The sequence below is a fragment of the Sphingomonas psychrotolerans genome (genome assembly GCF_002796605.1).
In the GTDB taxonomy this organism is placed as follows: Bacteria; Pseudomonadota; Alphaproteobacteria; order Sphingomonadales; family Sphingomonadaceae; genus Sphingomonas; species Sphingomonas psychrotolerans.
Genome location: NZ_CP024923.1, coordinates 857,895 through 877,423 on the forward strand (window position 1 = coordinate 857,895; position 19,529 = coordinate 877,423).

Sequence of the window (19,529 nt, forward strand, 5' to 3'; positions counted from 1 at the left end):
AGATAACGAGCAAGAGGCGTGCGGACAGCACGCCGGCAGCGTCAGCCGAGGCGAGGAGGACCGGTGGCGAGCGGGGGAGGGGCGGCGAGGCCGCGGCCGGGCGCGGACTCGAGGCGGATGTGTGGGATCGGTTCGGCGCGGGGCAGCGCGGGGGGCACGACGATCGGGTCGACAGGTGCGAGCGGCTGTGCGGCCATCGCGAAGGCACACGGTTGGTCGGCGCTCTTCTTGTGCTCGGCGGGGATCTTCTTGCCGATCGCCTCGGCAAGCAATGCCTTGGCCTCGGTGAGCGCCGCGGGACCGCTCGACCCGCTATCGGCGCACCATGAGAGCGTGACCCCGGCGGCGTTTGCCTGCGGCATCCAGCCCGCCGGAACCGCCATCCGCACGAGCAGCGCGCAGCCGACCAGCAGCAGCGCGAGGCGCTGCCATGGGGTTCGCTGCATGGATGCCGCTCCAATCATGCGGCATCGCCTCGCCGAAGCGCCGCGTCGGCACAAGCGGACATTTTGTCCAATCCTATCCGGTCACCGGCAAGCGCAGGCTGCCGTCGGGCTCGTAATGGAGCTCGCTATAGGCGATGACGGCATCGAGCGGCAGCGCGCCATAGAGGTGCGGGAAGAGTGCGCCGCCGCGCGAGGGCTCCCACTTGACGACGCCGGCCAGCGCATCGAGATCGACCGCGGCCAGCCAGAGATCGCTCTGTCCGGCAAAATGCTTGTCGATTGTCTCCTGCAGCTGCGCCGCGGTGGACAAGTGGATGTAGCCGTCCTTCAGATCCACCGGGGCACCGGCGAAGCTGCCGTTGGTCTCGAGCGCGGCCATCTGCTCAGCGGTAAGGACTTTGAAGGCGGTGGTGTCGGGCATTCCGGCCTCCGGAACTGTCTAACTATAGCAGCATTACTTCGTCACCCCGGCGCAAGGCCGAGGTGACGAAGAATCCTACTGTCCATCCTCCGGACCCGCGGCGAGATCCTCGCCGGTCGTGCCATCGGGTGTGGGCTCGGCCGCAATGGCGCCATCGGCGAGATTCACTTCGGCCTCTTCCTCGCTCTCCTCGATGCGTGCGGCAGAGACGACATGCTCGTCGGCCGCGACGCGGAAGAGGATCACGCCCTGGGTGTTGCGCCCGGTGACGCGCACCGAGCCTACCGTGGTGCGAATCAGCTTGGCCTGATCGGTGACCAGCATCAGCTGCTCGCCATTGTGCGCCGGGAAGCTCGCCACCACCGGGCCGTTACGGTCCGAGCTGACGATATTGGTGATCCCCTGGCCGCCGCGGTTGGTGCGGCGATATTCATAGGCCGAAGTGCGCTTGCCATAGCCGTTGGCGGTGACGGTGAGGATGAACTCCTCCGCCGCCTCGAACTCAGCCATCCGTTCGGCGGACAGAGTGATCTCGCGCTCGCCTTCCTTCCACGGGGCAGCCTTGAGATAGTCCTCGCGCTCTTGTGGGGTGGCGTCGAAGCCGCGCAGCACCGAAAGCGAGATGACCTCGTCGCCCTCGGCCAGCCGCGCGCCGCGCACACCGGTCGAATCGCGGCTCTGGAATTCGCGAACGTCGGTCGAGGCGAAGCGGATCGCCTTGCCCTGTTTCGTCGCGAGCAGCACGTCATCGTCCTCGGTGAGCAGCGACACGCCGATCAGGCGATCTTCCGATCCCTCCTCGAACTTCATCGCGATCTTGCCGTTGGTGCGTATATTGGCGAACGCGTCCATCGAGTTGCGGCGCACCGAACCCTTGGCAGTGGCGAACATCACGTGGAGGTCGCCCCAGGTTGCTTCGTCCTCGGGCAGCGGCAGCACGGTGGAGATCGTCTCGCCGCTCGCCAGCGGCAGCAGATTGATCATCGGTCGTCCGCGGGTGGCCGGCCCGCCCTCGGGCAGGCGCCACACCTTCATCCGATAGACCTTGCCTTCGGTCGAGAAGAACAAAACCGGCGTGTGGGTCGAAGTGACGAAGAGGTGCGTCACCGCATCCTCGTCCTTGGTCGCCATGCCGGCGCGGCCCTTGCCGCCCTTGTTCTGCGCGCGGAAGGTGTCGAGCGGCGTACGCTTGATATAGCCTTCCATGGTCACGGTGACGACCATGTCCTCTCGCTCGATCAGGTCCTCGTCCTCGATCCCGTCGGCGGCGGCGGCGATCTCGGTGCGGCGCGGCGTGGCATATTGATCGCGGACGGCGGTCAGCTCGGCGACGATGACTTCGTAGAGCTTGGCGCGATTGCCTAGGATTTCGAGCAATTCGGTGATCGACTCGGCGAGCTTGGCGAGTTCGTCGCCGATCTCGTCGCGGCCGAGCCCGGTCAGGCGGTGAAGGCGCAGATCGAGGATCGCGCGAACCTGGACGTCGCTCAGGCGATAGCCGTCGCCGGTGATTTCGGTTTCGACCGCCTCGACCAGGCGGATATACGGCGCGATCTCGGCGATCGGCCATTCGCGGGTGAGCAAACGGTCGCGCGCCACTGCCGGGCTCGGCGAGCTGCGGATGATCTTCACCACCTCATCGAGATTGGTGACCGCGATGACGAGGCCGAGCAAGATGTGCGCGCGATCACGTGCCTTGGCGAGTTCGAACTTCGAGCGCCGGGTGATCACCTCTTCGCGGAACTTGACGAAGGCCTCGATGATGTCGCGCAGGTTGAGCAGTTCGGGGCGGCCGCCGCGGATGGCGAGGATATTGGCCGGGAAGGAAGATTGCGCCGGCGTGTTGCGCCAGAGCTGGTTGAGCACGACTTCGGGAGTCGCGTCGCGCTTGAGGTCGATGACGATGCGCACGCCCTCGCGATTCGATTCGTCGCGGATGTCGCTGACGCCTTCGATCCGCTTTTCCTTGGCGGCCTCGGCGATCTTCTCGACCAGCGCGTTCTTGCCCTGCTGGTACGGGATTTCGGTGAGCACGATCGAGCGACGCTCGCCGCGCTGCTCGAAGATATGGCGGCTGCGCACCATGATCGATCCGCGCCCGGTCTGGTAAGCCGAACGGCAGCCGCTGCGGCCGAGGATGATCGCGCCGGTCGGGAAATCGGGACCGGGAACGATTTCCATCAGTTCCTCGATCGAGATCGCGCCGTTCTCGATATAAGCAAGGCAGGCGTCGATCACTTCGCCCAGATTGTGCGGCGGGATGTTGGTCGCCATGCCGACCGCGATGCCGCCGGCGCCGTTGACCAGCAGATTGGGGTAGCGCGCGGGCAGGACCGTCGGCTCGCTCTCGGAGCCGTCATAATTGTCCTGGAAATCGACGGTATCCTTGTCGATGTCGTCGAGCAGGGCGGAGGCGACGCGGGCGAGCCGGGCCTCAGTATAGCGCATCGCCGCGGGCGGATCGGGATCCATCGAGCCGAAATTACCCTGGCCGTCGATCAGCGGGACCCGCATCGCCCAATCCTGGGCCATGCGCGCCATTGCATCGTAGATCGAGCTGTCGCCGTGCGGATGATACTTACCCATCACGTCGCCGACGAGGCGGGCCGATTTGCGATAGGCGCGGCCGGCGACATAGCCGCCTTCCTGCGCGGCGTAGAGGATTCGGCGGTGAACGGGCTTGAGGCCGTCGCGAACGTCGGGCAGGGCGCGCGCCACGATCACGCTCATCGCGTAATCGAGGTACGAGGTCTTCATCTCGTCGACGATCGAGATCGGAGTAATATCGGAAGGGTCGGCGAGGATGGTCTCGTCGGTCAAAGGATCACGCTTTCGGAGTTTGTTACGTTCCGATGGCTCTAGCGCCCCCGATACCACCTGCCAAGCCCGCGCGCTCGCGCGTACGCGTACGCGCGAGGCAGCACAGCCTTCCGCCCTATTGAGCGATGCTGCTGGGCTTTGGAACGACAGGGGCGTTCAATCGTCGTTCAGGCCGCGCTGGCCATCGCGAAGTCAAACGCCTCCGCTTGAACGGCGCGCGGCGGGCATTTAGAGGGACCGGCAACCGAATGCCGTTCCCACGAGGAGAGTTGTACATGACGTTCGTTTCGAAGCTCGCGCTGGCTGCGGTGCTCACGCTGGGCGCCGCGCCGGCGATCGCGCAAAAGGCGGACAAGCCGAATGCGGCACCGGAGCTGAAAGTCAGCGACGAGTTCCGCAAGCCGGCCGCCGCGGCCGACGCCGCACTCAAGGCGAAGGACCTCGCCACCGCAGACACCCAGCTCACCGCCGCCGAGGCCGTCGCCAAGACCGATGACGAGAAATATTATTCGACCTATCTCCGCCTTCAGCTCGAGCTCGAGCGCAAGAACGAGGCCGGCCAGATGAAGGCGCTTGGGCTGTTGGCGAGCAATCCCAAGACCCCGGCCGATCGGGTCAACGTCTATGGCGGCATCTACAATTACATGCTTGGCGGCGAGCTGATCAAGCAGAAGAAGGCGGCGGAGGCCATTCCGGTGCTGCTCAAGGCGCGCCAGCTCGGCACCAACCAGCCCGATCTGCCGGTGCTCCTCGCCAATGCCTATGCGGCGACCGGCAAGAACGCCGAATCGATTGCCGAAGTGAACAACGCGATCGAAGCCAGCAAGGCAGCCGGGCGCAAGCCGCCGATCGACTGGTACAAGTTTGTGATCCCGCGCGTGAAGGCGAGCGGCGATACGGCTGCGACCGCCGACTGGCTCAAGCGCTTCATCGCAGAATATCCGACGGTGCAGAACTGGCGCTGGTCAATTCAGGTGTTCCGTCAGGGCGCGCCGGCGGGCGGCGGCAAGACCGACAGGCTCAATCTCTATCGCCTGATGCGCGCGACCAATGCGCTGGCCGATCGCGGTGACTATGCCGATTACGGCTTCGCCGCGCAGCAGTCGGGCCTTCCTTGGGAAGCCGTCGCGGTGATCGACGAAGGGCGCAAGTCGGGCAAGATCCCGGCAGGCGACGCCGATGTCGGGCGCACCTACACCGCCTCGCAGGCGGCAGTGAAGTCCGAAGGCTCGCTCGACGCGCTCGCCAAACAGTCGGCCGCCGCCAAGGATGGCCGTACCGCGCAGCAGACCGCCGACGCGTTCCTCGCTTCGGGTAATTATGCCCGGGCGCTCGAACTCTACGATCTGTCGCTGCAAAAGGCCGGCGTCGACGCCGATGAGGTCAACCTCAACCGCGGCGTCGCGCTACGCGCGCTTGGGCGCAAAGACGAGGCCAAGACCGCGTTCCGAACGGTCAAGGGCGCCTATGCGAGCACGGCGCAATTGTGGCTGGCTTCGGTGGATTTCCCGCCGCTCGCCTGAGCCGGCGGTGACTGCTGAACGGAAGGGGGCGGCCGTCGTGCCGCCCCTTTTCACATCTCGGGAACGGGCACGCCCGGCAGCGCTTTCGAGGTACGGATGGTCAGCGACGTCTTCACATGCTCGACATTGGGCGCGGTGGTCAGCTGCGTCGTCAGGATCTGCTGGAAGCTTTGCAGATCGGGGGCGACGATCTTGAGAATGAAGTCGATCTCGCCGTTGAGCATGTGGCATTCGCGAACTTCGGGGATGTCCGCCACCAGTTGCTCGAACGCGCGCAGGTCGCTCTCGGCCTGGCTCTTGAGGCTGACCATCGCGAAGACGGTCAGATTATAGCCGAGCGCGGCCGGATCGAGCGCGGCATGATAACCGCCGATCGCGCCCTGCTGCTCGAGCGCGCGGACTCGCCGCAGGCAGGGTGGGGCAGTCAGGCCGACCCGTTCGGCAAGCTCGACATTGGTCATCCGGCCATTATCTTGCAGCAGCCCGAGAATCCGCACGTCGATCTCGTCGAATCGCATCGGCTCGCCTCTCTCATTGTGGATTCGTTGCATGTTCGGGTTGCTAGACTATAAGATAATTACAACGCAACGCAATTGTCCCACAATGCGACGTGCCGAAATGGCATGTTTCGAGCGACCACTTCGAACGTTAATAAATTCTTGATGGCGCGCTTCCGCGTCGCGGGGAAATGCAGGCGCGTGCGCTTTGACGATACTCTGGACACGGTGCTCGCCGCCGATCTTGGTACGCCCTACGGCGTCCAGTCGGTATGGCGGCAGCTCGTCGACCTGATCGGCCGGCGCCGGGTGCCCCCAGCTACCCGCGCGATGGCGACCTTGCGGGCGATTCGGGCAGATGTGCCGCTCCCGGTCCGGGCGGCCAGCGCCCGCGCAGTCGAATTCGCCGATCCGCCGGCGCCGCTCGTCCGCCTGTTCGCGCAAGACGACATCTCGATCGCCATCCCCGTGCTGCGCAGCGCACGACTGACCGCGCCTGAGTGGATCCAGCTACTTCCCGATCTGTCGCCGACCGCGCGCAGCGTGCTGCGCAATCGCCGCGATCTCGGCCCCGACGTGCGGCGCGCGCTCGAGAGCTTCGGGCCGATCGACCTGGTCTTGCCCGATGGCGTGACGCAGGCATCCACGGAAGTTGTGGATAGATCGGTCGGATCGATTGCGGAACCGCGCTCCGGCGCGCAGAACCCTGAAATGGATCATAGCGACAGGATCACGGCCGCGGCGTCCGCCGCGAGGCCGGTGCGGCCGGTCGCACAGCCTGCCGAAGGTGAGGATTCGGGTCCGTTCGAAATCGCCGAGGTCGTCGCGCGGATCGACGCATTCTGGCGCCATCGCGAGGAAGCCGGGCCGGTGGCGCCGCCGGCACCGCCCCGCGCCGAAGAGTTCCGCTTCGAAACCGATGAGAAGGGCGTGATCCGTTGGGTCGACGGCGTGAGCCGCTCGGCGCTGATCGGTCTTTCGCTGGATCTGGCGCGCGAGGCCGATGGCGCGCAGGTCGACGGCATCGCCGCCGGCGCATTCCGCCGACGCGCCGGATTCTCCACTGCACGGATGCTGATCGACGGTGGCTCGGACGCCGCCGGGGATTGGCTGATTTCGGCGGTCCCGGTGTTCGATCCGGCCAATGGCCGCTTCACCGGCTATCGTGGCACGGCGCGACGTCCGCGTATCGATGAGCGCGCCGAGCCCGTTCGGACCCCGACGGGGTCGCCGGCCGAATCGCTGCGCCAGCTGGTCCACGAGCTGCGCACCCCTACCAATGCGATCGCCGGTTTCGCCGAGATGATCGAGACGCAGATGCTGGGCCCGGTCGCGGATGTGTATCGCGAGCGTGCGAATGTCATCCGCACCGAGGCACGCGAGCTGCTAGGCGCGATCGACGATCTCGATCTCGCTGCGCGTATCGACAGCGATGCGTTGGCACTGACGCCCGATCGCGTTGCGCTGCGGCCGCTGCTGGCGGCGATCGCCGACGATCTCGCGCCGTTGCTCGAGCTGCGCGGCTCTATGATCGCACTGCCCGTCGAGGACCATGTCGTCACCGGCGATCGCCGTGCGGTCGAGCGGTTGTTGTCGCGGCTGATGGCGACGTTAGTGTCGGCCAGTGTGCCGGGCGAGCGGATCGGCGTGAAGATGGCGCTCGAAAGCGACCGGGGCGTTGCGGTGGCGGTCGACCGGCCGAAGGCGCTCGCCGACTATCCCGGCGATTCGGTTCTCGGCATCGACGACGAGCGCGAGGACGCGACGCTACTGGGGACGGGCTTCGCCCTCCGGCTGTCGCGCAATCTCGCCCGCGAACTTGGCGGCAGCCTGATCATTGGCCCCGCAACCTTGACTTTGCGGCTTCCTGCCGCCGTAACCAGCCAGGTGGGGCAGGCGATCTGAACTGAACGTGGCACAGCGGCACTCCGGCAGGGGCCATCGCCCCCCCGCATCCGTGCCGGCCGCCCTGGTTCGGTGGCCGGAAAGCTTCGGCACGCGCTTCGCTATTCTCGTCGATACCGAAGAGGAGTTCGACTGGCGCGCACCGTTCAGCCGGAACCCCGGGGGAACCACCCACATGAGGGCGATGCCGACGGCGCATGCGCGCTTCGTCGCGCATGGCGCCGCGCTCACCTGGTTGGTCGACTATCCGATCGCGACCTGTTCGCGCTCGGTCGAGATATTACGCAGCCTGATAGCCGACGGCCGCTCCGCGATCGGCACCCAATTGCATCCTTGGGTGAACCCACCGTTCGAAGAGGAAATCTGTATTGCCAACAGCTTCGCGGGTAATCTTCCCGCTGCGCTGGAGGAGCAGAAGCTCGCCGCGCTGACCGAGGTGATCGCTGCGGCATTCGGCGTCCCGCCGCTGGTCTACCGCGCCGGGCGCTACGGCATCGGCCCCGCAGCTTGGCGACCTTGGCCGGGCTTGGCTATCGCGCCGACACGTCGATGCGGTCAGGCTATGACTATTCCGCCGGCGGCGGACCCGATTTCTCCGCCATAACCAACCATGCCTTTCACACCGGGCCGGCGCAGTCGATCGTCGAGCTTCCGCTGACCACCGTTTTCACCGGAGCGTTCCGCCGCGGCGGCGTGCGTCTTTATCGCCGCCTGGGAAGCGTGCCGCGTGGCCGCGGTGCCGCAGCGCGTCTCGGCCTGCTCTCGCGCGTGGCGCTGACGCCCGAGGACATGCCGCTCGAGGAAGCGCTCGAAGCGGTGCGGATCGCGGCGGGTGAGGGGGTGCGGTTGCTCAACTTCAGCTTCCATTCGCCCTCGATCGAGCCCGGCCATACGCCTTATGTTCGCGATGCCGCGGATCTCGCTGCATTCTGGCGCTGGTGGGACGCGATATTCGCCTTGCTCGCGCGGCTCGGGGTCGCGTCGGCTTCGCTGGCCGAGATCCTCGACGCGGCTTGCGGGACGACGCAAACCTCCGCTACTGCCGCGGGCGCTGGGGGCCTGTAGCTCAATGGTTAGAGCTGGCCGCTCATAACGGCTAGGTTGCGGGTTCGAGTCCTGCCGGGCCCACCAGCACCATCATGTGCGCTTCGAGCTTGTGTGTTTCGACACAAGCGCCTAGGCGGCATCGGCGTCGGGGAGTGGCGCAGTCCGGTAGCGCGCCTGCTTTGGGAGCAGGATGTCGCAGGTTCGAATCCTGTCTCCCCGACCACTCTGCACGGAATTTCCTGCTGTCTTCCCAAGTATGTCGTTGCCACCGAAATAGATGCCCTGCGGATCGCGCGGCCAGGGCGGCAGCTCGATGCAGAGCGGCTCGGCGAGCCACTCCTGCGTCAGATCGTGGGTGGACCTTTCCGAAGTGCGCGTCAGCACCGCCGAGAGCAGGTTCGACGATCCCGTCGACTAGATCATCGCGCCGCCCGGCTCGTCGGCGAACGGACGCGACAGCGCGTAGCGGACCCAGTTCGGGCTTGCGACCCAGGCGCCGTAATTGGGGCCGGACGTCGCCCCAAGCCCCACCTGCATGGACAGCAGGTGTCCGATCTCGATGCGTTCGATCCGCGGATCGGCACCGGGCGGTATATCGGCGCGAATAATGGGTGCGATCTTCTGCTCCGGCCCTCTAGGATGCCGTGCCCGATCGCGCATCATCCTGCCGGAGCGGCCGCCGGGGCGCCTTGCCGGCGGACGAGGGCTACGATGCCGATGCCATCCGTGCTTACCTCGCGAAACGGAACATAAATCCCGTCATTCCCGGCCGATCAAACCGCTGGGTCAAAATCGAGCATAACCGAACCCTCTACAAGCAGCGCAACCGTGTCGAGCGTATGTTCGGTCATCTCAAAATCAACCGCGCGATAGCCACCCGCTACCACCAAATTGCCAGTAGCTTCTTCGGCAAGGTCCATCTCGCCACGGCCAGATACTGGCTCAAATTTGTCTACGCCGCCTAGTAATCCGACATCGCCAGCAAAATACGTATGCTGGACTGGGCCAGTCGCCACGACAACGCTTCCCTGTTGCATCAGATCAGTTTAGGTCACTGAAAGTGGCTGGTTATCCAGGGGCGGGTGAGCGTCTTGAGCGATGTAAGCTTCAATGACGTCATACGCACCCATTCGGGGCTGCTTTCGCGCATAGCACTTGCCTATGAAGCCGATCCGAGCCAGCGTGAGGATCTCAAGCAGGAGATCGTCCTTGCCGTGTGGCGCGCGCTACCGTCCTTTCGCGGCCAATCCTCGCTCAAGACCTACGTCGCCAGCATCGCGCAGAAGCGAGCGGTGACGCACGTCTCGCGCCGCACGCGAAATCCTGTTACGGAAGAATTGGGCGAAGAGCTCCCGACAGCCGACCTGCAACCTGACGAAGCGGCAATAGTCGCGGATCGGCGGTCACGACTGGTGGCGGCGATGCGGCAGTTGAGCGTAGCCCAGCGGGAGACGGCGACGCTGATGCTGGAAGGTTTTTCGTTCATCGAAATCGGCGAGACGTTGGGGATCACCGCCAATGCCGCGATGCTCCGCTGCCAACGGGCAAAGGCGACGCTTGTCGAGCTAATGGGGGCGGCACATGGCCGGTGAGTTCGACGATCTCTCCGAACTATGGCGTGGTAGCGTACGGCATGCCGCGGAAGAGGTGTCGGCCCTGTCGGAGCGCGTGCTGCGGCGCGCCCGATGGATCGAGCGCGCCGAATTGCTGGTCGCCGCCTGCCTGACTGTCTTCGTAACGTTCGGCATCTGGCGAAAATTCACGCTGGGTTCGCTCGTCGTCGGCGTGATGATCCTGCTCCTGTTATTGTGGTCGGCACGGACGCGCTATCGGCTACGCCGCGTGGAATGGGGTGCCAACCAGCGCGATCGGGAAAGCTTCCTGGAAGGCCAGATTCGGCGATACCGCGCACGCGTCCGCCGCACCTTGTTCGACTTGACGCTGTTCGGACCGGCGACGTTGCTGGGAATGGTTTTCGCAGTGCTGAGCCAGCGCGATGGCCGCCCGCTCGGCCCGCATCTAGCGAATGCGCTGCTCAGCTGGTCGGCGTTGCTCGGCCTGGCGGTGATTGCCGCCACCATAGTATTCCTGTTCGTGCGGCTCCGGCGTCAACGCGCGGTCGTCCGGCAGCTTTCGAACGCGCTGGACGATCATCGCCGCGAGACTGCGATCGATCAGCTGATGCTCGGCGCCTAGTTCGCGCACAGGTTCCCGTCTTCGAAAAAAAAGTTGGAAAAACTGCGACAGGTTTCCCGGTGCAGCGAGACTAATTGATTGACGGCATTGAACAGCCGTCCTCGTCGAAAGCCTCAGACGGATGCCGATCTGCCGAACGCGATGTCACGCGATCGGCGAAGCGGGGACTTGTGTGCGAGAGGCGGCGACTTGGGAGGTACTGGCCGGTGACGCCGGCTGCTTTTCGGGGGAATATCGATGACGAAGATCAGCAACGTGCACGCTTCCGCTTTCACTCTGCGCACCCCGGTAGGATTTTGCGGGCACGTCACGCGCCAAGAGGTCGGGGGACCGGTCTGCATCGGCGTAATCGTCGGCACCTATCTCATCGGGGGATAGCGGCCGAGCGGGATCGGCCGCGGCGATCCCGCCGCGGCCCATCCTTGCCGCTCGAATTAAACGTCCGCGCACTGGCCAAGCATCGATCCCGCCGCTGTCCTTAGAGCCGGCGACCTTGAATCGTGCCTGGCGCTGGAGGATTATGTATGATTTCCGGACCGGAACTTCGGAACTATTTCATGCGGGCGGAGCAGGCCCGGGGCGGCGCGTTGCCGACCAGCCTGCCGGCGCATCACTGGCGCCTGCAGCCCGCGCTGGCTGCGCTTCATGGCGAGCTCGACGAGCTCAGCCATCCAACCGTCGATGCCGTGCGGGATGTAGTGGAAACTGCCTTTGCCGACACGGACTGGATCGACGGCTGGATCGCCGCGATGGCGCAGGACGCGCTTCGCGACGCCTATTTCGAACCGCCGCTCGCGCCGACCGGGAACGGGTTCCAGCGCGGGGTCGCAGTGTTCGCGCACCGTCATGTCAACATCGCGCTGAACAACCTGCCGGTGGACGTGTTGGCCGCGAAGAAGATGCAGCGCGGCGGCCCCACGGCGATCACCTTCACTGGCACCGTATCGGTGCAGAAATTCCTGCGAGCGGGCGGGGCATTGCTGCAGATGTGGGGCGCTCCGGAAGTATCGGGCAATTTCAGCCTGGATGACGGGCTGGCATGTCGCCCGGCCGGGCATCGCGCGCTGGAAGACGCCGACATCGTGACGCTCGACGGCCGCACGCAGAGCTATGTCATCGAGCATGCAATCGCCGACATCGTCGTGCTGCAGGCCGAGATCCTGCTCGATCGGGCGCCGCTGCTCGTGGAATATGATTCGGAGGATCTGACGGCCGTCGCGGCGTGCAGTACCAGTGATGCGGCGTCGCGCAGCCAGATGCTGCTCACCTTCCTCGCGACGCTGGGGCGAAGCGAGGACGACGCGGTGGTCGAGCCTTTCACCCATGACGACAGCTTCTTTCTGCGCTGGCACGCGACGACGGAGCTGTTCCGCCTGAACGAGGGCCGCGCACGCGCTCGGCTCCACGCGATGGCTGACCGGGATCCGCACCCCGATCTGCGCGCGGCGGCGCGAAACGCGCTGGGCGTGCTCGGGGCGGAGGCTGGCGCATGCCACGCGTGATCGAAGCCGCTACGCGCCACCGCGCCGAGCTCGGCGATTTGATCGAAGCGCTCGAGAGTGGCCGGTTCGATGCGCGCGACGAGGATTGTTTTGCGTCCTTCGGCGACGGCTTGAAGGCACTCGCCAACAATCGCGATTTCCTTGCCGATATGATCGTCGATGAGCTCAAACAGCATTGCCGCGATCAGAGCGCGCAGAATGTCTATGGGCCGCAAGTAGTGATCCTGCACCAGTCGCGGGACTTCTTTCTTCGCGCCAATTTCTGGCCGTCCGAGGCTGACCGGCTTTTGCAGGAGAACGGCCATGAGGCGTTCTTCTACCATGTGCCCCACGACCACAATTTCTCGTTCCTGACCGCTGGCTATATGGGCCCCGGCTATTGGAGCGACTATTACGAGTATGACTATGAGACGTTCGCCGGCGCTATCGGGGACGAAGCGGACCTGCGCTTCGTCGAACGCTCGCGGCTCGAGCAAGGCAAGATCCTGCTCTATCGCGCGCATCGCGACGTCCATGCCCAACTGCCTGCCGACGAACTTTCGGTGTCGCTCAACGTCATGGAGCGGGCGCCGCACCTGAGCTTCCGCGACCAATATCGCTTCGATGCCGAGGGCAAGACCGTTGCCGCGCATCTGACCCGCAGCGCCGTTGAGCCACTGCTGGCCTTGTGCGCGCAACTGGGCGGCGGCGACGGTCGGGACCTCGTCGAATCCTTCGCCGCGCATCACCCGAGCGACCGGATTCAGTTCAGCGCGCTAACTGCGCTCGCCTCGGCGCAAGTCAGTCTCGAGGACCGACTGGCGGTGTTCGAGCGCGGATCGCGCGACGCCAACCCGTTTATCGCCCGGATGGCCGCCCGCCACTGCGCCGCAGTTGAAGCCGGGCGCCCCTGGATCCAGCGATCCGTCCATTGAGGAGGTGCTGCAATGCGCGTGCATATCACACTGCCCACCAATGCTCCGTTTCAGGCAACTGCAACCTGGGGCACCGCAGAGAGCGAGGCGTCCGAATCCGAATGGTGCGGCCGCGTCGCTGCGGACATCGCCCGCTCGCGTGGCCTGCAGCGCCGGCTGCTCGCGGACTTTCACATGGCCGATCCGGTGTGGGACATGCTGCTCGACCTGTATCTGTCCGAGCGTAAGGGCGTGCGGGTTTCAATCTCGGACCTTGCTTTAGCCGCGGGCGTGCCGCGCAGCACCGGGGTGCGCTGGGTCGGCAACCTGATCGAGACGGGCACGCTCAGCAGCGAGCCAGATGCGTGCGACGGCCGTCGCACCTGGGTGGAACTAAGCCCCGAATCGCGCGCAGCGCTGGAGCGCTATTTCCTCGAAGTGGCCCGCACGCTTGCCCGTCTCCCGGGCGCTTCGCAGAAATGCTCTCAAGTTGAGAGCAACTCACGGCTCCAAGTCTTGACCGTATAGAATAATAAGAACAACATTCAACTGTCAGAAAGCAACTGACAGATCAATAAGGACCGGGCTATTGCCCATAAGATGGAGAACAAAAGTGAGAAAATATCAGGTTCATAACTTGCCTTCTCTCGATTTCGAGGTCGGAATGCTTGTCGAGCAGCGCGGAGAGGCCGTTATTTGTAGCCTAACCGCGGGTATCGCCTCGATTATCGGCGCGATCTTCTTCGCCGACGCCGACCAACTCTAACACACGCACAAAGGGGAAATTCCATGTTCGACACCAACAAGTTGCCCGCCCTGGACCTCGAAGTCGGTGCTCCCGGCTCGGCCCGTCATACGCCGGTCGTCGCCGGCCAGGTCATCGCCGGCATCATCATCGGCGTTGTGATCGCGGTCACCAACGACGCAGTCAGCGCCGAATAATCGCTTGCGGGCGCGGCATCTTCGCCGCGCCCGCAAACACCTGACGGGATCGGGTGACCCGTTCCGATCCGCATGAGGGAAACGACATGAAGAATCTCAAGGATATCATGGCGGTAGTGACGGCCCCCGAGTTCCGTCCCGGCCTGCTGGAAGATAACAAGCGCAGCGTCAGCTATTACAATGACTATCTCGGCTTCGGCGATCTCAAGCGGATCTTGGCGGCGAACGAAGACATGACGCCGGCGGAAGTGTTCCGCCTGTGCGATGTCTTCTTCACCGAAGACCGTATCCAGTCGGTCGTCGCCGAGGAGCAGCGCTGCGCCGACCGCAATCCTTTTTATGGCTCCTCGTTCCAGCCGATCGGCGGCGAATTCTTCGGCGGCATGGTGCTCGCCTCGACCGACCAGTTCACGGCGATGCTGCTGGCGCTCGACGGCTTCGAAATCGATCTCGCCAAGCAGCGCTATGGCGAGCGGCGCACGCTGACCTTCGGCGGGCAGGAGACCTATCTCAAATTCTTCCGCGCGCACGAATTTCCGCTGCAGTCGTGGAAGATCCCGACCTTCGGCGACGATGATGACCTTCACACGCTCGATCTTCGCTTCGAGGAGGGCGATCGATTCGACTGCAAGGCCGGCGAATCGCTCCACTTCAAGGCCAATGAATCGTTCGAATATTCCGCGAAGGCGGGATCGCACGCGCTGGTGCTGCAGATCCAGATGTACCGCGGCGGGATGCCGATGGCGCTCGAATTTGACTTCGATACGCGCCGCATGGTCGGCGCCAGCTCGCCCGCGCAGGAGCCGACGCGGCTGCAGATGCTCGCCACCGCGATGCGCCTGTTCGGCCGCCAGGACAGCTGCGACCAGCTGGAGCGGCTGCTCGAACATCCGTCGCATTATGTCCGCTGGCATACGATGCGCGAGTATCTTGGGCTCAACCTCGAGCGCGCCTGGCCGCATCTCGAGCGCATGCGCGACCAGGATCCGCAGGCCGCGGTGCGCCGCGCCGCGCAGCGCACAATCGAAATGCTCAGCGAGGAAATGCCGGCCATCGCGGCCGAATGACGCTCACTCACCGATAGGAGACGCCATCATGCCCCTAGTCATCGACTCTCCGCATACCGACGCGATCGAGCTCGGCGAAATCATCGAATATCTGCACGACGAGAACATCGACACATCTGATCACGACCAGATGATTGCGGCAGCGCCGATGCTCAAGCGACTGAGCAACAACCGCAGCTTCCTCGGCGATATGGCGCTCGATGAGCTAAAGAAGCGCACCGGCATCGGCAACGGCTCTAACAATTACGGCCCGCAGGTCATCATGCTATATGCGCCAACAAAGCGCCAGCAGACCTTCTTTCTGCGTGCCAATTTTTGGCCGTCGAACAACGATCACATCTTGCGCGCCAGCGGTCCCGAGCAGTTTTTCTATCACCACCCGCACGACCATTCGTTCAACTTCCTGACCGTCGGGCATTTTGGCCCCGGCTACAGCAGTAACTATTACACCTATGACTATGAGGACACCGCCGGCTATCCCGGCGAGCCTGTAGATCTCAAGTTCGTGGAAAAGAGCTCGCTCAGCGAGGGCAAGGTGATGCTCTACCGTGCCTGCTACGACATCCACGATCAGCTCCCGCCCGAAAGCATGTCGATCAGCCTCAACATCATGGAGCTGACGGTGCGCGGCAGCGTGGTCGATCAATATGGTTTCGATGTCGAGCGCAACTTCATCGGCAACATGATCAACCGCATGTCGATGTGCTCGCTGATGCCGATGATCGCCCAGGTCGGCGGCGAGAACGCGCAGGACTATCTGGCCGAGACGGCACGATCGCATCTCTCGGAGCGCGTGCGCTTCGCGGCCCTCAAGGCAATCGCCGCGACCAGGCCGGATCTGGAAGGGACGATGGAAGTGTTCGAGCAGGGCACGCGCAGCGAAAGCGCGCTGGTCGCGGGCTGGGCCCAGCACAAACTTACCCGCCTCGAGAGCCTGCGGGCGTGAGCCGCGTGGCGCCCACCGACGCCGCAGGTCCCAGGACGGGGCCTGCATCCTATGCCGATCTGTTCTCGGTATTGGGCCATGTCCGCATCGATCGCACGGCGCTCACCGTCGCGGTGCTGCTGACCTTGGTGGAGGTGGGCGGCACGCTCGGCTTTCCGCTGCTCACCCGCACGATTGTCGACGGGACGGGCGCGATGGCGGCGACCTCCGACGGGCTGTTCGGCCGGCCGGTGATCGTCCAGCTGGTTCTGGTATTGCTGGCCGCCGCGGTCGCTGCGGCGGTCGCGCGCTACGTCACCAGCCGGGCAGGGCTTTCGCTCGGGGCCGGGCTGCGCAGCGCGGCGATCGAGCGGCTGGTGGCGGCACCGGTCACTTATCTGGATGGGCTCACCAGCGGCGAAGTGACCAGCCGCGTGATCAACGATACCAAGGCGGTGGCGCAGCTGATCTCGCGCGAGAGCCTCAACGCGGCTTCCGCTGTGCTGCTGCTGACCGGCGCCGCGCTGGTGCTGTTCTCGATGGATGCCGCACTCGCCGGCATCCTCTTCGGAGTGATCGGCGCGGCGTTCCTCGCCATGCTGCCGGTGATGTTGACTATGGCAGCAGTGGCCTATCGCACCCAGGACGAGACCGCGAAGCTCAGCGGCCGCCTGACTCAAGTCTTCGCCGAGATGCGGATGGTGAAGACCTTTGGCGCCGAAGAGCGCGAGCGCCGCCGCGCCGATACCGGGATTTCGGCGCTGTTCGCGCTCGGCTGCCGGTCCGCGCGGATCGAGGCTGCGCTCAGCCCAGTGATGACGCTGGCGGTGACCACCTCGCTGGTGACGATCCTCGCTTATGGCGGGATGCGCGTTGCGGCTGGAACGTTGTCCTCGGGCACGCTGACTGCGTTCTTGCTGTACATCTTCACCGTCGTCGGGCCGCTGGCGCAGCTGACCAGCTTTTTCTCGCAACTCTCGGTCGCACGCGGCGCCTCAACCAGGCTGGCCGAAGTGCTGCGCCTCGCCCCCGAATGGTCGGCGCCGGCCACCACCCGCTCCGCCAGCCGCACCCCCAAGGCCCTGACCTTCGAGCAGGTCCGCTTCAGCTATGGGGATCGGCTGGCGCTGTCGCTCGACAGCCTTGTATTCGCGCCGGGCAGCCGCACCGCGATCATCGGACCCAGCGGCTCGGGCAAGTCGACTCTGCTCGCTTTGATCGAGCGCTTCTACACGCCCGATCAAGGCAGCATCCGCCATGGCGCCGAGAACATCACGGGGATCCCGCTGCGCGAATGGCGCGCACGGATCGGCTATGTCGCGCAGACCTCGGCGATGCTCTCTGGCAGCGTCCGCGACAATCTCCTCTACGGAATCGACCGTCCGGTCGGCGAAGAAGCGATCGCCAGCGCGCTTGCATTGTCCCGGTCGGACGGTTTCGTGGCGGCACTCCCCGGGGGCTTGGACACCCAGATTGGCGAACGCGGTGCGCGGTTGTCGGGCGGCGAGCGCCAGCGGCTCGCGATCGCCCGGATGTTCCTGCGCGATCCCGAGATTCTGCTCCTCGACGAAGCCACGTCGAGCCTCGACGAGGAAAACGCCCATCTCGTCCTGCAGGGGCTCGAAGCGCTGATGCGCGGGCGCACTTGCATCCTCGTCACCCACCGTATGTCGGGGCTGGAGTCGATGGACCAGATCGTGGCGCTCGACGGCGGCGAGATGGTGGAACGCGGCGCGCCCGAGGCCCTGCTGTCCGGCTCCGGCTTCTACCGCCGCCTCGTTCACCGCCAGTTCGTCCAGGAGAAATCCGCATGATCGCGCCGGTAACACCGCGGGTTCACGCCGCGGCCCTCACCGGGCTGGCAGCGCACAAATGCACGCTGATCGGATGGATGATCGGCTGGGCGTCGTTCACCTATGTCTCCGCCGCGGTGCGGTGGATGCAGGTGGGCACCGAGACGGAAATCGGCGAGATCGGACGGGCGGTGTTCACGATCGCCGACAAGGTGCCGCCCTATGCCAAGATCGGGTTCGGCGCGTTGTTCCTGTTCCTGCTCTACTTGCTGCCCCGGCTGCCGCTTCCGGGCGGACGCACATCGGCCGGGATGGCTGCCGGCCTGATCGCCGCGACAATGGTGCTCTGCGCCGTGCCGTTCGACTATTTTTCCGGCACCGGCGGCAGTTCGCTCTCGAGCGCCGGCTTGGTTGCGACGGCGCCGCATTTGCTGTTCGGGCTCGGCGCCGGGCTGGTCTGGGCGATCGCACGCGCACGGTGCGAGCGCAAGACGGAGAACCACCAATGACCGCAACCGTCGCCGACCGGCTGCGCGAGCTCAGGCTCGATCGGGAGCCCACCAGCGCGATCCCCAAGGCGGCACACGCTGTCCGCGTCGAACGCAATGGCCGTCGCTCGCTGGTGCCGCTGCTTCTCACCGGGCTCGCAAGCCTGACCTTCGGCAGCGTCACGACCGCGGCGCTGATGGGGAGCACTGACGGCGAGCCTGCCGCGGTCGCCGCGGTGCCGGTCCTGCCGGCAGCCCCGGCCCCCGGGGCGTCCGTGACCAGCCTGGTCGCCGCCGGGTTCGTTGTGCCGCAGCGCGGAGGCACGGTCGGCTCGCAGGTTACCGGGCAGCTTCGTCAGGTGCTCGTTGCCGAAGGCGACCACGTCCAAGCCGGCCAGATCATCGCTCGGGTCGACGATTCGGACGCGCGTGCGGCGCTGGACCGGGCAATCGCCGCGCAGGCAGAAGCACGCCAAACGGTGGCCGCGCTCGGGTACCAACGCCGCCAGGCGGTCGCTACTCTGGCGCGGCGCCAGGCGCTCAGCCAGCGCGGCTTCACCACAAAGGCGGCGCTCGAGGAAAGCCAGGCCGAGAGCGGGATGCTGGGCGCGCGCATCGCGGCCGCCGAAGCCGCGCTAAGCGGCGCGACCGCAGGGGTGCGCGCGGCGCATGTCATGCTCGATCGCTACGCGATCCGAGCACCTTTTGCGGGGGTGGTGATCGAGAAGAATGCCGAAGTCGGCGAACTCGTCTCGCCGATTTCGGCGGGCGGCGGCTTCACCCGCACCGGAGTGGTGACCCTGGTCGACATGGCCAGCCTGCAGGTCGAGGCCGACGTCAACGAAGCCTATATCAGCGGCATCCGCTCGGGCCAGCGCGTGGTGCTGACGTTCGATGCACTTCCCGGCGAGCGGTTCGAGGCCGCGGTATCCGCGATCGTCCCCTCGGCAGACCGCAACCGCGCCACTGTGCGCGTCAACATCGCGTTCGTGCGCCGCGATCCGCGCATTCTTCCGCAAATGGCCGCGAAAGCGGCGTTCCTTTCCACAGGAGACCGGTCGTGA

The 19,529-nt window shown here is 65.3% G+C and carries 23 protein-coding genes and 2 tRNA genes; 20 read left to right on the forward strand and 5 right to left on the reverse strand.

The window, feature by feature from the left end:
* Positions 1-41: 41 nt before the first annotated feature.
* From CVN68_RS03690 to gyrA, 3 genes are all read right to left on the reverse strand, one after another.
* A complete protein-coding gene (locus CVN68_RS03690) occupies positions 42-446 on the reverse strand; it encodes a hypothetical protein (RefSeq protein ID WP_100281005.1) in 405 nt (134 codons plus the stop codon).
* Between the two features lie 73 nt (positions 447-519).
* Positions 520-867 carry a DUF952 domain-containing protein gene (locus CVN68_RS03695; protein WP_100281006.1) on the reverse strand — a complete coding sequence of 116 codons (348 nt, stop codon included), beginning with the start codon at positions 865-867 and terminating at the stop codon, positions 520-522.
* Positions 868-942: 75 nt separating this feature from the next.
* The gene (gyrA, locus tag CVN68_RS03700) at positions 943-3,687 is read right to left on the reverse strand and encodes a DNA gyrase subunit A (RefSeq protein WP_100281007.1); all 2,745 of its coding nucleotides are present in this window, start codon (positions 3,685-3,687) and stop codon (positions 943-945) included.
* 275 nt (positions 3,688-3,962) lie between these two features.
* Between gyrA and CVN68_RS03705 the strand changes: the two genes are divergently transcribed.
* Positions 3,963-5,210 (forward strand): tetratricopeptide repeat protein, encoded by a 1,248-nt coding sequence (locus CVN68_RS03705; RefSeq protein ID WP_100281008.1) that lies wholly within the window; start codon positions 3,963-3,965, stop codon positions 5,208-5,210.
* Positions 5,211-5,260: 50 nt separating this feature from the next.
* Here the strand turns inward: CVN68_RS03705 and CVN68_RS03710 are convergent, their stop codons facing one another.
* Positions 5,261-5,728 (reverse strand): Lrp/AsnC family transcriptional regulator, encoded by a 468-nt coding sequence (locus CVN68_RS03710; protein WP_100284189.1) that lies wholly within the window; start codon positions 5,726-5,728, stop codon positions 5,261-5,263.
* A 180-nt stretch (positions 5,729-5,908) separates the two neighbouring features.
* Between CVN68_RS03710 and CVN68_RS03715 the strand changes: the two genes are divergently transcribed.
* From CVN68_RS03715 to CVN68_RS03730, 5 genes are all read left to right on the forward strand, one after another.
* A complete protein-coding gene (locus CVN68_RS03715) occupies positions 5,909-7,612 on the forward strand; it encodes a sensor histidine kinase (protein WP_324871123.1) in 1,704 nt (567 codons plus the stop codon).
* A 52-nt stretch (positions 7,613-7,664) separates the two neighbouring features.
* Positions 7,665-8,216: a polysaccharide deacetylase family protein gene (locus CVN68_RS23870; protein WP_233503567.1), complete on the forward strand. Its 552-nt coding sequence runs from the start codon at positions 7,665-7,667 to the stop codon at positions 8,214-8,216.
* Complete coding sequence (locus tag CVN68_RS23875) at positions 8,120-8,677, forward strand: polysaccharide deacetylase family protein (protein ID WP_233503568.1); 558 nt, start codon at positions 8,120-8,122, stop codon at positions 8,675-8,677. Before CVN68_RS23870 ends, CVN68_RS23875 begins: the two co-directional genes overlap by 97 nt.
* Positions 8,668-8,743, forward strand: a tRNA-Ile gene (locus CVN68_RS03725). The genes CVN68_RS23875 and CVN68_RS03725 overlap by 10 nt, the downstream gene beginning before the upstream one ends.
* Before the next feature lie 62 nt (positions 8,744-8,805).
* Positions 8,806-8,882 (forward strand) — tRNA-Pro (locus CVN68_RS03730).
* A gap of 191 nt (positions 8,883-9,073) precedes the next feature.
* Here the strand turns inward: CVN68_RS03730 and CVN68_RS23005 are convergent.
* On the reverse strand, positions 9,074-9,322 hold the full coding sequence (locus CVN68_RS23005; RefSeq protein ID WP_233503569.1) for a hypothetical protein: 249 nt from the start codon (positions 9,320-9,322) through the stop codon (positions 9,074-9,076).
* Between the two features lie 26 nt (positions 9,323-9,348).
* Between CVN68_RS23005 and CVN68_RS03735 the strand changes: the two genes are divergently transcribed.
* The 14 genes from CVN68_RS03735 (at position 9,349) to CVN68_RS03775 (ending at position 19,529) form a co-directional block, all read left to right on the forward strand.
* Positions 9,349-9,624, forward strand: a complete 276-nt coding sequence (locus CVN68_RS03735) for a transposase (RefSeq protein WP_233503570.1) — start codon at positions 9,349-9,351, stop codon at positions 9,622-9,624.
* Positions 9,625-9,750: 126 nt separating this feature from the next.
* Complete coding sequence (locus CVN68_RS03740; RefSeq protein ID WP_158298718.1) at positions 9,751-10,251, forward strand: RNA polymerase sigma factor; 501 nt, start codon at positions 9,751-9,753, stop codon at positions 10,249-10,251.
* Entirely contained in the window at positions 10,241-10,855 is a 615-nt protein-coding gene (locus CVN68_RS03745; RefSeq protein ID WP_100281011.1) for a hypothetical protein, read from the forward strand. The genes CVN68_RS03740 and CVN68_RS03745 overlap by 11 nt, the downstream gene beginning before the upstream one ends.
* A gap of 237 nt (positions 10,856-11,092) precedes the next feature.
* Positions 11,093-11,233 carry a hypothetical protein gene (locus tag CVN68_RS23010; protein ID WP_158298719.1) on the forward strand — a complete coding sequence of 47 codons (141 nt, stop codon included), beginning with the start codon at positions 11,093-11,095 and terminating at the stop codon, positions 11,231-11,233.
* A gap of 146 nt (positions 11,234-11,379) precedes the next feature.
* Complete coding sequence (locus tag CVN68_RS03750; RefSeq protein ID WP_158298720.1) at positions 11,380-12,357, forward strand: hypothetical protein; 978 nt, start codon at positions 11,380-11,382, stop codon at positions 12,355-12,357.
* Positions 12,345-13,271 (forward strand): transposase, encoded by a 927-nt coding sequence (locus CVN68_RS03755; protein ID WP_100281013.1) that lies wholly within the window; start codon positions 12,345-12,347, stop codon positions 13,269-13,271. Before CVN68_RS03750 ends, CVN68_RS03755 begins: the two co-directional genes overlap by 13 nt.
* A gap of 12 nt (positions 13,272-13,283) precedes the next feature.
* Positions 13,284-13,778, forward strand: coding sequence for a helix-turn-helix domain-containing protein (locus CVN68_RS03760; RefSeq protein ID WP_100281014.1), 495 nt, complete (start codon positions 13,284-13,286; stop codon positions 13,776-13,778).
* Between the two features lie 85 nt (positions 13,779-13,863).
* The gene (locus CVN68_RS23015; RefSeq protein ID WP_158298721.1) at positions 13,864-14,016 is read left to right on the forward strand and encodes a hypothetical protein; all 153 of its coding nucleotides are present in this window, start codon (positions 13,864-13,866) and stop codon (positions 14,014-14,016) included.
* A gap of 23 nt (positions 14,017-14,039) precedes the next feature.
* On the forward strand, positions 14,040-14,192 hold the full coding sequence (locus CVN68_RS23020; protein WP_158298722.1) for a hypothetical protein: 153 nt from the start codon (positions 14,040-14,042) through the stop codon (positions 14,190-14,192).
* An 86-nt stretch (positions 14,193-14,278) separates the two neighbouring features.
* Positions 14,279-15,259 (forward strand): HEAT repeat domain-containing protein, encoded by a 981-nt coding sequence (locus tag CVN68_RS03765; protein WP_100281015.1) that lies wholly within the window; start codon positions 14,279-14,281, stop codon positions 15,257-15,259.
* Positions 15,260-15,287: 28 nt separating this feature from the next.
* Positions 15,288-16,205 carry a transposase gene (locus CVN68_RS23025; protein WP_158298723.1) on the forward strand — a complete coding sequence of 306 codons (918 nt, stop codon included), beginning with the start codon at positions 15,288-15,290 and terminating at the stop codon, positions 16,203-16,205.
* A 5-nt stretch (positions 16,206-16,210) separates the two neighbouring features.
* Entirely contained in the window at positions 16,211-17,998 is a 1,788-nt protein-coding gene (locus CVN68_RS03770; RefSeq protein ID WP_233503571.1) for an ABC transporter ATP-binding protein, read from the forward strand.
* A complete protein-coding gene (locus CVN68_RS23030) occupies positions 17,995-18,486 on the forward strand; it encodes a hypothetical protein (protein ID WP_158298725.1) in 492 nt (163 codons plus the stop codon). The genes CVN68_RS03770 and CVN68_RS23030 overlap by 4 nt, the downstream gene beginning before the upstream one ends.
* Complete coding sequence (locus CVN68_RS03775) at positions 18,483-19,529, forward strand: efflux RND transporter periplasmic adaptor subunit (protein WP_158298726.1); 1,047 nt, start codon at positions 18,483-18,485, stop codon at positions 19,527-19,529. Before CVN68_RS23030 ends, CVN68_RS03775 begins: the two co-directional genes overlap by 4 nt.